This is a genomic window from Sorangium sp. So ce1153 (genome assembly GCF_051521595.1).
Taxonomy (GTDB): domain Bacteria; phylum Myxococcota_A; class Polyangia; order Polyangiales; family Polyangiaceae; genus Sorangium.
This window is the reverse complement of sequence record NZ_CP150361.1, coordinates 5,722,767-5,735,269: the sequence shown is the minus strand read 5'-3', so window position 1 is coordinate 5,735,269 and position 12,503 is coordinate 5,722,767. Positions and strand designations below refer to the sequence as shown.

The window sequence follows — 12,503 nt, the reverse complement described above, 5'->3', positions numbered from 1 at the left end:
GCCCCGCGCCGCCCGGCGCTACGTGAGCCCAGGGCGGCCGGACAGCAGGCGCCGCAGCCCCTCCTGCAGCGAGGCGAACGTCGGGAGCCCCTCGAAATCGAGGCCACACTCGACCAGCATCCGCGCCGTTTGACCCGAGATCCCGACGATCATGCACTGTGCGCCGAGGAGCTCGGCGGCGCGCACCGTGTCGCGCAGGTACCGCGCCGCGTGCTCGTCGATCTGCGGCACCCCGGTGACGTCGAGGATGACGTGCTGCGCGTTGTTGGCGGTGATGCTCTGCAGGAGCACGTCGAGGACGCGCGCGGCCCGGTCCGGATCGATATGGCCGATCAGCGGCAACGCCAGGATGCCGCGCCAGACGCGGAGCACGGGCGTGGACAGCGCGGCGATGGCGCGCTGCTGCTCCTCGCTGATCCGGAGCTGCTCGGCCAGCTCGGCCGTCCGCTCGACGACCGCCGCCTCGAGCCGCTGTTTCTGGGCTCGCAGCTCCTCCTCCGAGTGTTTGAGCTCTCCGACATCCATGTGGAGCTGGATCACCTCGCGCGGCCCCGCTGTATCCTCGACCGGGAGGAGCGCCGAGGCGACCCAGCGGGCTGAGCCGTAACCGATCAGCTCGACCGGATCGTACCGGATCGTCGGCAGCCGCGTGGCCTCTCCGTCGCGGAAGGCCCGCTCCACGACGGGCAAGAACCCACCCGCGGCCACCTGCGCGTCCTCCAGGAGGGAATACTTGCCGTGGATTTCCTCCGGCCGGAGCCCCCACAGCCTGTCAAAGCAGGGGTTTGCCTCCGCGCTGTAACCGTCGCGGTAGATCTGGACGCTGACGACGCCACCGTCGTAGAGCGCCTTGAAGCGGCGCGCGGGGACCTCGAGCTCGGCGACCCGCCGCCGGAGCTCCTCGTTCTCGCGCCGGAGCTCGTCGATGGTCTGCGCTTCGTGAGGAGTGCCGGCGGATTCGGTGGGTTCCATGCTCATTCGTGGGTCCTGAAGCGCGGGCCTAGCGTGCTCAGCGTCGCAGCGGCGACTCCAGATCACCGGGAAACGGGATAGAATAGAGGAGCCACGAGCGCGCCGCAAGGCGGACAGCGCACCGGAGCCGAAGACCGTACACGTGCCAACGCAGGCGGCGCGGGACGGTCGAGCTCGCTGAGGCCGTCGCAGGAGCCGTCTCCCTCGGTGCGAGCACAGAAGTCGTCGACTGCTATCATGACGTCGAGCACGTGAGTGTCGCCCTGGGCGCGGCGCACCGCGAGGAGGCGGTGAAAGCGCTGCTTGGCGGCCGCCGTCGGTGATTCCATCGTCAGGGAGCGCGCCACACCCGACCCGCACGGCCCGCAGACGCTCCGCGCCGCCGGCGCTCGGGCCTTGTGACGTCGCGGCGCGTTCTGTAGCGTGCGGGCCCATGGATCTGTCCTACGTCATGGGGTTCGGGCTGGGCACCACGCTCGCTCTGCTCGCCCTCCTGCGCATCGGGCAGCGGCTCTTCTCGCCGGCGCACACGGTCGCCCGCGATCTCACCGAGACCAACGCCGCGCGCCGGCTGCTCACGGTCGGCCAGGTGCTCGCGGTGTTCCTCGTCGCCGCGAACGCCGTCAAGAACTGCCTCGACGGGTCGAGCTTCGCGCGCGACCTCCTCTGGGTGGGCGCGTTCGCGGTCGTGGGCCTCGTCCTCGTGATCGCGACCGGTCAGCTCGGCATCCGGCTCCTGCTCAGGGCGCGGCTCCCGGCCGAGATCGAGCGGGGCAACGCCGCGGCCGGGCTCGCGGCGGGCGCGCACTACGTGGCCACCGGGCTCATCACCTCGCGCGCGATCGCCGGCCAGGACCTCGGCGATCTCGCGGTCTCCCTCGGCTTCTTCCTGCTCGCGCAGGCCACGCTGCACGTGTTCATCTCGCTCTTCCGGGCGCTCACCACCTACGACGACGCCGAGCAGATCCAGGGCGAGAACCTCGCGGCCGCGCTGAGCTACGCCGGCGCCTCGATCGCCGTGGCGGTCATCATCGCGCGGGCGCTCGAGGGCGACTTCGAGGGGCTCTTCGTCTCGCTGAAGGGCTATGGCGGCGTGCTGCTCTACCTGCTCGCCCTCTACCCCGTCCGGCAGCTCCTCGTGCAGAGCCTGCTGCTCGGCGCGCCGCTCTCGCTGCGCGGCGGCCGCCTGGACGCCGGCATCGCGGCCGACCGCAACGAGGGCATGGGCGCCCTCGAGGCGGCGACCTATCTCGCCACCTCCATCGCCATCGCGCGCCTCCTGTGAGCGACGCGCTCCGCGCCTACGACGCCTTCGCCGCGAGGATCGTCGAGACGGGCCTCATCACCGATCCGTGGGTGGACGGCGCGCCGCGCTTCCGCGAGGAGCCGGTGCTCGTCACCGCGGCGGAGCAGCGCTCGCTGTACCGGGCCGCCGAGGAGGTCGCGGCCGTCTACAACGAGCTCTGCCTCCTCGTCGCGGACGAGCCCGCGCTGCTCGACGACTTCTTCTGTCTCACGCCCTGGCAGAAGGCGATGTGGCTCGCGTCGCAGCCGCTCTGGCACGGCATCGCGCGCGCCGACGTCTTCCTGACGGACGAGGGCCCCGCGATCGCCGAGCTGAACTGCGACACGCCGACGGGCGAGGCGGAGGCGGTGGTGCTGAGCGCGCTCGCCGCGCCGGGTCACCCTGGCGCGCGCGACCCCAACGTCGAGCTCGGCGCCCGGTTCTGCGCCATGGTGGACGAGGTCGCCCGCGCGCTGCTCGGCGAGGCCGCGACGCGGCGCCTCGGCTTCGTCTATCCGACGGAGTTCACCGAGGACCTCTCGGTGATCCGCCTTTACCGGCGCTGGCTCGAGGAGCGCGGCTACGCGGTGGTCCTCGGCTCGCCGTACAACCTCGGCCACGACGATCGCGGCCTGTCGCTCTTCGACACGCCGTTCTCGGTGCTGCTCCGTCACTACAAGACCGACTGGTGGGGAGAGCGCTCGAGCGTGTGGACCGACGAGCAGATCCCCGACGCCGAGCCGCTCGCCGGCCCGCTCGGCGCGGTGCTCTCCGCCGCGGCCGACGGGCGCGTCGCCGTCCTGAACCCGCTCGGCGCCGTGCTGCCGCAGAACAAGCGGTCGATGGCGTTCATGTGGGAGCACATCCACCGCTTCTCGCCGCACGCGCAGTCGGTGATAGAGCGCTACGTCCCCGTGACGTCGCGGCTGGAGACGGTGCACCCGGAACTGCTGCTCGCGCAGCGCGAGGAGTGGGTGTTGAAGAGCGATTACGGCGCCGAGGGAGAAGAGGTGATCCTCGGGCGCCACACGCCCGACGGCGTCTGGCGCGCTTCCCTGGCCAAGGCGCGCGAGGGCCGGTGGATCGCCCAGCGGTACTTCGCCGCGCTGGAGAACGAGCGGCGGGAGTCGGTCAACTACGGTATCTACCTCATCGCCGGCGAGGCGTGCGGCATCTACGCGCGCGTGCAGGCCGGGATGACGGACGCGACCGCGCTGAGCGCGCCGGCGCTGGTGCGGTAGGGACGCCGCTGCGGTGCGTGACGCGCCTCAACCGGCTCCGGCGAGCAGCCGCTCGATCTCGTGCATCGTCTCGACGTCATCGCCGACCATCGCCTTCATCGCCTGGATCCTGCGGCACACGATCGCGGCGATCTTCTCTTCGACGGTACCGTCGGCGTACGCCCAGTAGACCTGCGCAAACCGTCCATCGCGGTGACAGCGGCCCTCGATCTGCGCCATCTGGATCGCCGACCACCGCAGATCGTGGATCACCTCCGAGCGCGGCACCTCGTTGTGCTCGCCCTGGTGGAGCGAGATCCCTTCTTCCACGGTGAAGAGCACGACGCTCGACTCGCCGCGCTGGAAGCGGAGGCGCTCGGCCTCCTTCTCGCCGGCCGGCATCGCGCCGTGGATCGTCGCGCACGGGACGCGCTCGCTGGCCAGCGCCGCCTGCACGGCCTCGAGCGTCTCGATGAACGCGACCGAGACCGCGACCTGATGCCCGTTGTCGAGCAGCTCGCGCACGAGCTCCACGGTGCCCGCCACGCGGATGAGCGAGCTCTTCTGCCGCAGGCGCAGCGTCGCGGCGAGCGCCGACCTCGGGTTCGCGCCCTTCGGCACGAGCTCCATCTCGCGGCGGAACGCGGTCCACGCCTGCGCATAGAGCTCGCGCGCGGAGGCGTCGAGCTCGAGGGGGGTGAGGATGCGGTTGATCTCGGGCCAGCCGGCCACGTCCTCCGGGCGACGCCGTATCCCCGCCGCGGGACGGCCGTCGAACAGGAGGGCACGCACCTTCTCGCAGTCCGCCGGATCGCCGCGCCAGTCCCACCTGCCGAACGCGCCGCGCGCGACGCCGAGCCCCTGGCCTTCGCACCACTGCTCGAAGTCCTTCAGGTCGGCGGAGCGGCTCCCGGTCGCGCTCGCCAGGAGCGGCGCCAGATACGACAGCTCCAGCGGGTTCTGCCCCGCGGTGGCCGAGAGCCACAGCACGAACCCTGCGCGCGCGTTGAGCTTGACCGCGAGCTTGGAGCGCGCCGCCGCCGGGTTCTTGCAGCGGTGGCTCTCGTCCCAGATCACCACGTCGAACTCCGCGGCGCTGCCGGCGCGCGCGAGGCCCTTCTTCGACCGGATCCTTCGCCGCGCCTCCGGGGTCACCTCGAAGAGCTTGCCGAGCCGGTCATAATTGATGATCACGATCTCTTTGCCTGCGTCGCCCATCGCCTGAACCGTGCGGCGCCAGTGCGCGACGACGGCGAGCGGGCAGACGATCAGCACCGTCGTGGCGTCCGGCATCCCGAGGACCGCTGCCCAGGCGGTGATCGTCTTGCCGAGCCCGACATCGTCGGCGAGGAGGAACCCGGCGCGCCTCTCGGCCCTCGCGGCGGCGATGGCCCGCACGCCGTCCAGCTGGTGCGGGCGGAGGACGATCGCCCAGGCGGGGGCGGCCGGCGCGGGCGCGGGGTCGTCGTTGAGCTCGTGCTCGACGCGTCGCTCCCACGAGTACGGCGCGGCGCGGAACGGCGCGAGGGCCGGCGGGAGCGCCTCTGCGCGAACCACGAACACGCCGTGCGCCGCGTCCCAGCGCGCGCCGCTCGCGGACGCGACCGCGCGCAACGCGAACGGGATGTCGAGCACGTGGGCCCGCTCCGGCGCCGCGCGCGGCGCGGGGACCGCGGGAGCGGCCGCGCTGGGGGCTCTACGAGGGGCCGAGACGGTCCGCTTGGCGCGCATCATCGTCATGGCGGCCCTGATACCAGCGCGGCCGCGCGCTCGCGAAGGAATCGGCGCGAAGGTTCGGCGCGACCTCCTCCTCGTCGGGCTCGACGCGCCGCGGGCGGGCTACTCGCAGGGCAGGATGCGCAGCACCTTGATCCTGGTGCTCGCGCTGCCGGGCGCGGCGAAGGCGACGCTCCCGTCGGGGAACGCGGCGAAGTCCTGATAGCGGTTGCCGAGCACATCGACCTTCAGCGGCTCGCCTTCGGCCTCGCCTGTCGCGCGGTCGAGCGCCTGCACGTACAGCGCGCGCGCCCGGTCGTTGCGGGCGATGTCGCCGGCGACCGTGGTGGTCTCCCAGGCAGCGAGCATGCGCGAGCCGCCGTAGGCGGCCAGGTGCGGCGCGCGGACGTTCAGGCCCGGGTCGCTGGCGATCGTGACGTCCCGGTCTGCGGCGCCTTCGTTGAAGTGGAGCAACCGCACCTCCGCGAGCCCGTTCGAGCCCGCCGGCTGGCCCGCGCGGATGTCGCTCGTCGTGAGCCAGTAGCCGCCGCCGGCCGCGGTGACGAGGTTTCCGAGGTTCGCGTAGGCGAGGTCGACCGGCTGGATGGTCGTGTAGCTGGGCGCGATCGCGATCCGGTTGTTGTTGTCCGTCTTGCACACCGTGACGAAGCGGTTCACCCGGTCGTCCCAGACGATGCGCTCGTAGCCGCTGTGGCTGCAGCCCCAGTCGAAGCCGTCCCGCAGGAGCTCCCCGTCCGCGTCGACCACCTTCATGCGGTCGCCCTGGTGGATGTTGATGCACCCCTCCTGCGAGACGCTGATGGCGGCGCCGAAATAGCCCGCGTAGCGCGCGCCGTCGGAGGCGATGCGGCCATGGTGAGCGTACCACCAGATCATGGTCACGCTGGGCCCGGTGGGGCCGGTCGAGTAGGGCGGCAGCGCGGCGCTCGAGCTGGTCAGCTTGGTCGCCCAGGTCTCGCTCGCGCCGTCGAAGCGGACCATGTACATGTCGTGACAGGCGATCGGCGGGGCCGGCGGCGTGCCGCACAGGTTCGCCGGGGTGCCGCAATTCAATGTTCCGCCGCCCTCGGCGTCGCGGGTGAGCAGCAGCACGCCGCCGGTGTCGTCGGCGTACAGATCGGAGAAGTCGTTCGCCGGCAGGGCCAGGGGGCGGCCCACGACATGATCGCTCGTGTCGAGCTGGGCGATGTGGACCTGGTCGTCGTCGCCCATCCAGGCCAGACGCGAGCCGCCGGACGGCATGGGCGAGATGACGAGCGGCCGCAGCGCGGCCTCGTCCTCGTTGTTGAGCACGGGGGTCCCGACGTCGATCTCGGTGATGCGGACGCGATCGGGGGTGACGCCGCACGCGCCTGGCTCAGGGTTGCCGCCGGCGCCGCCGCCGCTCGCGCTGCCCGCGCCGCCTGCGCCGCCGCTCGCGCTGCCCGCGCCCCCGGTGCCCCCACCACCGGCGCTCGACGCCCCGATGCCGCTGCCGCTCGCGCTCGACGCCCCGGTGCCCCCACCACCGGCGCTCGACGCCCCGGCGCCGCCGCCGCTCGCGCTGCCCGCGCCGCCTGCGCCGCCTGCGCCGCCGCTCGTCGCCGAGCCCGACTCTCCCACGCACGCCGCGGGCGCGGCGACGAGGACCAGAGACCAGATGACCCGAAGATACCGTATCGACATCACCTCAAGCTACCGGGCGATTCCTTGGCATGACAAGCCATGAAGAGCAGAATCAAACACAGAGATCCTCGCCCTCACAGCCATCCGGCCGTCTCCGCGACCACGGCAGAAACAAGCCTGCTTGCCTGCATGCGTGGACCAGCCCGGGAGGCTTGTTCGCGCGCCGTTGCCGCCCAGAGGGCAGCTCAGAAGATCGTGCTCTTCCACATGCCTGTGTCGGTCGCGCGCTTTCGCGGGGGCGCTCCGGCCGCGCTCCGCGGCGCCTCGGACGCGCGGCGCGCCGCGGCGGGGTTCGGCGCGGGCTCCGGCGGCGCCGCGACGGCGACCGGCGTCGCGACGGCGACCGGCGTCGCTACGGCGACCGGCGATGTCGCCGGGACCGCGGCGGACGCGCCCGCCTGGGGCGCCCTGAACGCCTGCGCCGTGGGAGCGCGGCGCGCGACGCCCAGCACCACACCGCTGGCCGCGCGCAGCGCGGCGGCGGACTCCGGCGGCTCTCGAGGCGGCGCGGTGGCGAGCGCCAGCCCCAGCCCGAGCGCGAGGACGAGGCCGGCCGCCGCGAGGTGCAGCTTGCTCCGCCGCGCCGGCGCAGCGGGCTGCTGCCGCGACTCCGGCGCGGGCGGCTCGTCCGGCGCGCCGGCCGCGGCCACGAACGCCGCGATCATCGGCTTGATGGAGGGGAAGCGGTCTTCCGGATTCAGGGCGAAGGCGCGCGCGAACCAGGCCTCCAGCTCTGGCGGCGCCCCCGGGGCAAGCGTCGACAGCGGGGGGCGCGCGTTGGAGATGACGGAGACGAGGACATCGGCGATGGTGCGGCCTTCGAAAGGCTGCTGGCCGGTGAGCGCCACGTGCGCGACGACCGCGAGGGCCCACATGTCGAGCTGGGGGTCCGCGTGTCCGTCGCAGGTGTGCTCCGGGCTGAGGTAGGCCGGCGTGCCCAGCACCACGCCCTCCGCGGTCTGGCGGGGGAAGTCGGCCGCCAGGTCCTGTCGGATCCACTTGGCGATCCCGAAGTCGGCGATCTTGGCGCGCAGGCGCCCGTCGCGCCCCTCGCGGAGCATGAGGTTCGACGGTTTGATGTCGCGATGCACGATCCCGAGGTCGTGCGCCACGGAGAGGGCCTCTCCGATCTGGCAGAGCAGCGCGGCCAGCTCGGCCGCCGGAACCGGCCCTTGCTCCTGGATCTGCTGCCGGAGCGACCGGCCGCGCACGTACTCCATGACGAGGTACGGGCCTGTCTCCGGGTCCTCGCCGGCGTCGTGCACGGCGACGATGCGGTCGGTCTTGCGCCCGAGCTGCGCCGAGACCTGCGCCTCGAAGCGGAAGCGCTCCATGGCGTCGATGGGCAGGTTCTGGCGCGGGAGCACGAGGAACTTGAGCGCGACGTCGAAGCGCCGGACGCTGTCGTGGGCGCGCCACACCTCGCCCATGGCGCCCCGGCCGAGCGGATCCAGGAGCCTGTATCGCCCGGCGACGACGCGGCCTGGCTGGAGCGCCGCTCGGGGGTCGTGCCGAGCGGCGCGCGGAGCGGCGGGACGGAGCTGCGCCGCGTGCGCGCTGAGCGTGACGGAGTCTCTCGCTGGAGGGTCGGGCTGGCGGCCGGTGGAGGGCGGCTGAAGAACGCCGTTGATCTTCGTCCCGCTCCCGTGTCCCAGATCGGGTGCTGTGCCCATGGGACGACGACCTGGGGTGAGAGTCCGGGACATGTCCGCAGCGTACCGCGAACGCCGGGGGCTTTTGAATGGCCAATACCCTGGATTGCTCGCGCACGCCTCCCTGCACGCCCACACGACAGCGTCGCGAGGCGCAGCTGTGCTGCACTTGTCGCCCACGCGTGAGCGTCGGGCAGCTCTGCTGCACTTATCGTTGATTGAACGACCCGACCCGGGTTGGGCGACCCTGCCCAGGTTGGGCCTCCACCGCACCGCCGTGCCGGTCGATGCTCCCCTCGACCGCGACCACCGGGACGCCGGACGCAACGTGCCGCAGCGCGTCCACCGCCAACCGCTGTGGCGCGATAATGACAATGGCATCGGTATCGAGAATCGCTGCATTCCCAGCCCATTCGGGTTGACATTCCCGCTTGTGAGCGTTCACAATAGCTCCTGCGGGGGGGCAGTTTTGCCTATTGCTCCGGATGGGTCCTCATGCACACCGGGACCTTCGTCATCGACGGCAGCGCGACGAGAGACGGCGGGATGGCGGGCTTGATCCCGCTGTGCGATGCGCCGGCCTGCCTCGAAGTCATTCACGCAGCAGGGCGGGCTCACCAGGAGGTGTCGTGTGAACCGATCTTCATCATTGGCCGCCCCTGAAGGGCGTGTTCGCGCCGCCTTGAAGCGCGCCCTCGGCACAGGTCCGGGTCGCCGCGAGGGCCGGTGTCTCGCAGCCGAAGTCATGAATTTTTCCAATCACGATCGCGACCCGAGCGTCGCGTACAATCGACCGGAGGTAAAATTGTTTGCTCGCAGCAAAGCGGCCTCTCGACTGCGGGGAATGGCCGCGTGCGCGTCGCTCCTCGTCGCAGGGTGCCTGGGCGATATAGGCAATGGCGCGCCCCCCGCGGGCGACGGCGTGAGCCCCTCGGGCGGCGGCGGCGTGAATCCCTCGGATAGCGGGGGCGGCCTGTGCAACCCGCGGCTGGAACAACGGGTCGTGCTGCTCGCCGACCTGCAGTTCACGAACGCCATCCGGGATCTCCTGGGAGACGAGGCCATCGAGCCGGACCAGGCGCCGGACGCGCGGACGAAGCCGTTCGTCAAGAAGGGCATCGTGGCCGGGACCTCCCTTGTGCATGCGCGGCTCGCGAGGGCCGCCTATGCGGCCGACAGCATCGCGGGGCGCTTCGAGCAGGTGACCGGCTGCGCCCCGGGCGGAGATGACGCCTGTGCCAAGACGTTCCTGACGCGGTTCGCGCAGCGGGCGTTCCGCCGGCCGCTGGAAGCGACGGAGCTCGACAACCTGTGGTCCGTGGTTCGCCTCGGGCAAGAGACGAGCTACGAGCGCGGCGTCACGCTCGCCGTCGAGGCGCTCCTCGCGTCCCCCTCTTTCTCCTACCGCACCGAGCTCGGCGACGCCGAGGTCGGCGAGGTGGTGAAGCTCTCCGCGCACGAGATCGCGAGCGAGCTCTCGTTCTTCTTGACCGACAGCCTGCCGGACGCCGAGCTCGCCGCCGCCGCCGACTCCGGCGCCCTGAACGACCCGGAGGAGCTGACGCGCCAGGCCGGGCGCCTGCTCGAGAAGCCCGAGACGCGCAGCAGCCTGAGCACGACGCTGATCGCGGCGTGGGGGCTCAGCAACCTGTTCGGCACGGTGAAGGATCCCGGGCTCTTCCCCGAGTACACCCCCGCCCTCCAGGCGAGCATGTTCCACGAGACCGAGCTGCTCCTCGACGAGCTCCTGTGGAGCCGCGAAGCGGACGTGTCGGCCCTGCTCACCTCGCGGGAGACGTTCGTGAACGGCGCGCTCGCGCAGGTCTACGGCGTGGAGCACACGGGCGCGAGCCCGGAGGAGTTCGTGAAGGTCGAGCTGCCGGCGGACGAGCGCGCCGGGCTCCTCACCCAACCCGGCCTGCTCGCGGCGCTGTCCCGGACCGACAACACGAGCGTCGTCGCGCGGGGGCTCTTCGTGCGCGGCGCGCTGCTCTGCCTGGGGAAGATCCCGTCACCCCCGGAGTCGCTCGCGGACGCGATCAAGGAGCTGCTCGAAGCCGACATGACCGAGCGCGAGCGCGCCGAGACGCGCGCCCAGAACGCCACCTGCGCGGCGTGTCACAGCCAGTTCGACGCCTTCGGCCTGATGCTCGAGAACTACGATCCTGTCGGCCGGTACCGCGACACCCTCGACGGGGAGCCCATCGATTCGCACGTCGACCTGACCCGCATGGATGGCGTCGGTGGGGTCTACACGAGCGCCGTCGAGTTCGCCGACGCCATCGCCAAGACCGATGGGTTCGCCGCCTGCGTCGCCCGGAACCTGCTGACCTACGGCACGGACGACGAGGGGCTCTCGACCCGCGACTGTCAGGTCCAGCGCGTGATCGCGGCGCTGCCAGCGGGTGAGCGGACGCTGCCCAACGTCGTGAAAGCCATCGTGACATCGCCAGCGCTGACCGAGCGCGCGAAGGAGAAGTGATCGTGGGCTACAACCTGTCTTATGCTTGGTCTCGCCGCCGCTTCCTGCAAGGCATCGGCGCCGCCGCGGGCCTCGTCACGGTGCTGAAGGGCCTGGAGTCGGCCGCGGAGGGCGCGGCGCCCCCGAAGCGCCTGCTGATCGTGCAGCGCCCGGTCGGCACCGTGTACGAGAACTTCTGGCCGCAAGGAAACGGGACCAACTTCACGCTCTCCCGCATCCTCACCCCGTTCGCGGCGATGAAGGATCGCATGGTCGTGATGCGCGACCTGAAGCTGCCCTTCGACGGGTCCGTCGGCGGCGGCCACGAGCGCGGAACGGTGCTGATGACCACGGGTACGCGGACCAAGCAGCTGTATCCGGGCAACGGCGGCGACGATCCGGTGGCCGAGGGACCGAGCATCGACCAGCTGCTCGTGAAGCAGTCGGCCGAGCTCCAGGGCACCCCCATCGCGTCGCTCCAGGTCTCTTGCGACAACCGCGCCGACACGCCCGAGGTGTCGACCCGCCATATGTCGTACTCGGGCCCGCGCGCGCCGATGACGCCCTACTACCAGCCGCTCGACGCGTACCGGCGGGTGTTCGGCACGCTGATGCCGGGCGGCCCGACGGGCGAGAACCTGGACGCCCTGGCGCGGGCGCGCCTGGAGAAGAAGAGCGTGCTCGACTTCGCGATGAAGGACCTGCAGCGCCTTCAGAGCCTCGCGCCGAGCTCGCAGCGAGAGGCGCTCGAGGGGCACGCCGCCGCCATCCGTGAGGTGGAGAAGGAGTTCGACGCGGACCCGAGGGATCCCGCTTCCTGCGGCGTCGCGCAGGAGCCCGAGGTCATCCAGGTGAGCGGGCACATCGATCCTTACGGGAGCTCGCACGTCGTCAACGAGCGCGACGACGTGAAGCACGCGCGCATCGGGGCGCTGCACTTCGCCGTGATCAAGGCCGCTTTCCGCTGTGACCTGACGCGCGTGGTCACGTTCCAGTGGTCCCCTGGCACGAACCACGTGAGCTTCGGCGAGCTGTGGCCCCCGAACTCCGCCATCTTCAAGGTGCACCACACGACGAGCCACGATCCCGATACACCCGACACGCTCGAGTTCCTCACGCGGGTGGAAGAGTTCTACGCCGGCTACGTCGCCGGCTTCCTGAAGGAGCTCGCGGAGACCAAGGACGTGGCCGGCGGGACGCTGCTCGACACCACCCTGGTCCCGTACATCACGGAGGTCGGCACGCGGCACCACAACTGGGACAAGATGCCGTGGGTGATGTTCGGCGGCGCGGACACCAAGCTGCGCGGCGGGCAGGTGTGGACCAACGGCAACCGCGGCCTCCGCTCCACCAACGACGTGTGGATGGCGATCGCGGGCGCCTTCGGTGCCCCGGATCTCGTGATCGGGGACAGCGACCTGCGGACCAAGGCGGTCGAGGGGCTGTTCGGGTGAGCGGAGGCCTGCCGGGCGCCTGTGTCTGGGCGCTCGAGCCGGTCCGCCGCCGTCATC

At 71.5% G+C, this 12,503-nt stretch carries 9 protein-coding genes; 5 read left to right on the top strand and 4 right to left on the bottom strand.

The window, feature by feature from the left end; genetic code table 11:
- Positions 1–18: 18 nt before the first annotated feature.
- On the bottom strand, positions 19–972 hold the full coding sequence (locus WME85_RS20360; protein ID WP_437840358.1) for an STAS domain-containing protein: 954 nt from the start codon (positions 970–972) through the stop codon (positions 19–21).
- A 433-nt stretch (positions 973–1,405) separates the two neighbouring features.
- On the opposite strand from WME85_RS20360, the gene WME85_RS20355 reads away from it, so the two are divergent.
- Positions 1,406–2,257 carry a DUF350 domain-containing protein gene (locus WME85_RS20355; protein WP_437840357.1) on the top strand — a complete coding sequence of 284 codons (852 nt, stop codon included), beginning with the start codon at positions 1,406–1,408 and terminating at the stop codon, positions 2,255–2,257.
- Positions 2,254–3,498: a glutathionylspermidine synthase family protein gene (locus tag WME85_RS20350; protein ID WP_437840356.1), complete on the top strand. Its 1,245-nt coding sequence runs from the start codon at positions 2,254–2,256 to the stop codon at positions 3,496–3,498. Before WME85_RS20355 ends, WME85_RS20350 begins: the two co-directional genes overlap by 4 nt.
- A 27-nt stretch (positions 3,499–3,525) precedes the next feature.
- On the opposite strand, the gene WME85_RS20345 is transcribed toward WME85_RS20350, so the two are convergent.
- The 3 genes from WME85_RS20345 to WME85_RS20335 all read right to left on the bottom strand — a co-directional run bounded on the left by WME85_RS20345 (position 3,526) and on the right by WME85_RS20335 (position 8,552).
- Positions 3,526–5,217, bottom strand: coding sequence for an SNF2-related protein (locus tag WME85_RS20345; protein ID WP_437840354.1), 1,692 nt, complete (start codon positions 5,215–5,217; stop codon positions 3,526–3,528).
- A gap of 99 nt (positions 5,218–5,316) precedes the next feature.
- The gene (locus WME85_RS20340; protein WP_437840353.1) at positions 5,317–6,879 is read right to left on the bottom strand and encodes a hypothetical protein; all 1,563 of its coding nucleotides are present in this window, start codon (positions 6,877–6,879) and stop codon (positions 5,317–5,319) included.
- Positions 6,880–7,064: 185 nt separating this feature from the next.
- Complete coding sequence (locus WME85_RS20335) at positions 7,065–8,552, bottom strand: serine/threonine-protein kinase (RefSeq protein ID WP_437840351.1); 1,488 nt, start codon at positions 8,550–8,552, stop codon at positions 7,065–7,067.
- 474 nt (positions 8,553–9,026) lie between these two features.
- Here WME85_RS20335 and WME85_RS20330 point away from each other — a divergent pair, with 474 nt between their 5' ends.
- From WME85_RS20330 to WME85_RS20320, 3 genes are all read left to right on the top strand, one after another.
- Positions 9,027–9,194, top strand: coding sequence for a hypothetical protein (locus WME85_RS20330; RefSeq protein WP_437840350.1), 168 nt, complete (start codon positions 9,027–9,029; stop codon positions 9,192–9,194).
- A gap of 181 nt (positions 9,195–9,375) precedes the next feature.
- On the top strand, positions 9,376–11,013 hold the full coding sequence (locus WME85_RS20325; RefSeq protein ID WP_437840349.1) for a DUF1592 domain-containing protein: 1,638 nt from the start codon (positions 9,376–9,378) through the stop codon (positions 11,011–11,013).
- 2 nt (positions 11,014–11,015) lie between these two features.
- On the top strand, positions 11,016–12,446 hold the full coding sequence (locus WME85_RS20320; RefSeq protein WP_437840348.1) for a DUF1552 domain-containing protein: 1,431 nt from the start codon (positions 11,016–11,018) through the stop codon (positions 12,444–12,446).
- Positions 12,447–12,503 lie beyond the last annotated feature (57 nt).

Bases quoted from the DNA above. Each gene is read 5' to 3' on its own strand.
- WME85_RS20330 (WP_437840350.1), top strand. From the start codon at position 9,027: ATGCACACCGGGACCTTCGTCATCGACGGCAGCGCGACGAGAGACGGC.
- WME85_RS20360 (WP_437840358.1), bottom strand. From the start codon at position 972: ATGGAACCCACCGAATCCGCCGGCACTCCTCACGAAGCGCAGACCATC.
- WME85_RS20340 (WP_437840353.1), bottom strand. From the start codon at position 6,879: ATGTCGATACGGTATCTTCGGGTCATCTGGTCTCTGGTCCTCGTCGCC.
- WME85_RS20325 (WP_437840349.1), top strand. From the start codon at position 9,376: ATGGCCGCGTGCGCGTCGCTCCTCGTCGCAGGGTGCCTGGGCGATATA.
- WME85_RS20355 (WP_437840357.1), top strand. From the start codon at position 1,406: ATGGATCTGTCCTACGTCATGGGGTTCGGGCTGGGCACCACGCTCGCT.
- WME85_RS20345 (WP_437840354.1), bottom strand. From the start codon at position 5,217: ATGACGATGATGCGCGCCAAGCGGACCGTCTCGGCCCCTCGTAGAGCC.
- WME85_RS20335 (WP_437840351.1), bottom strand. From the start codon at position 8,552: ATGGGCACAGCACCCGATCTGGGACACGGGAGCGGGACGAAGATCAAC.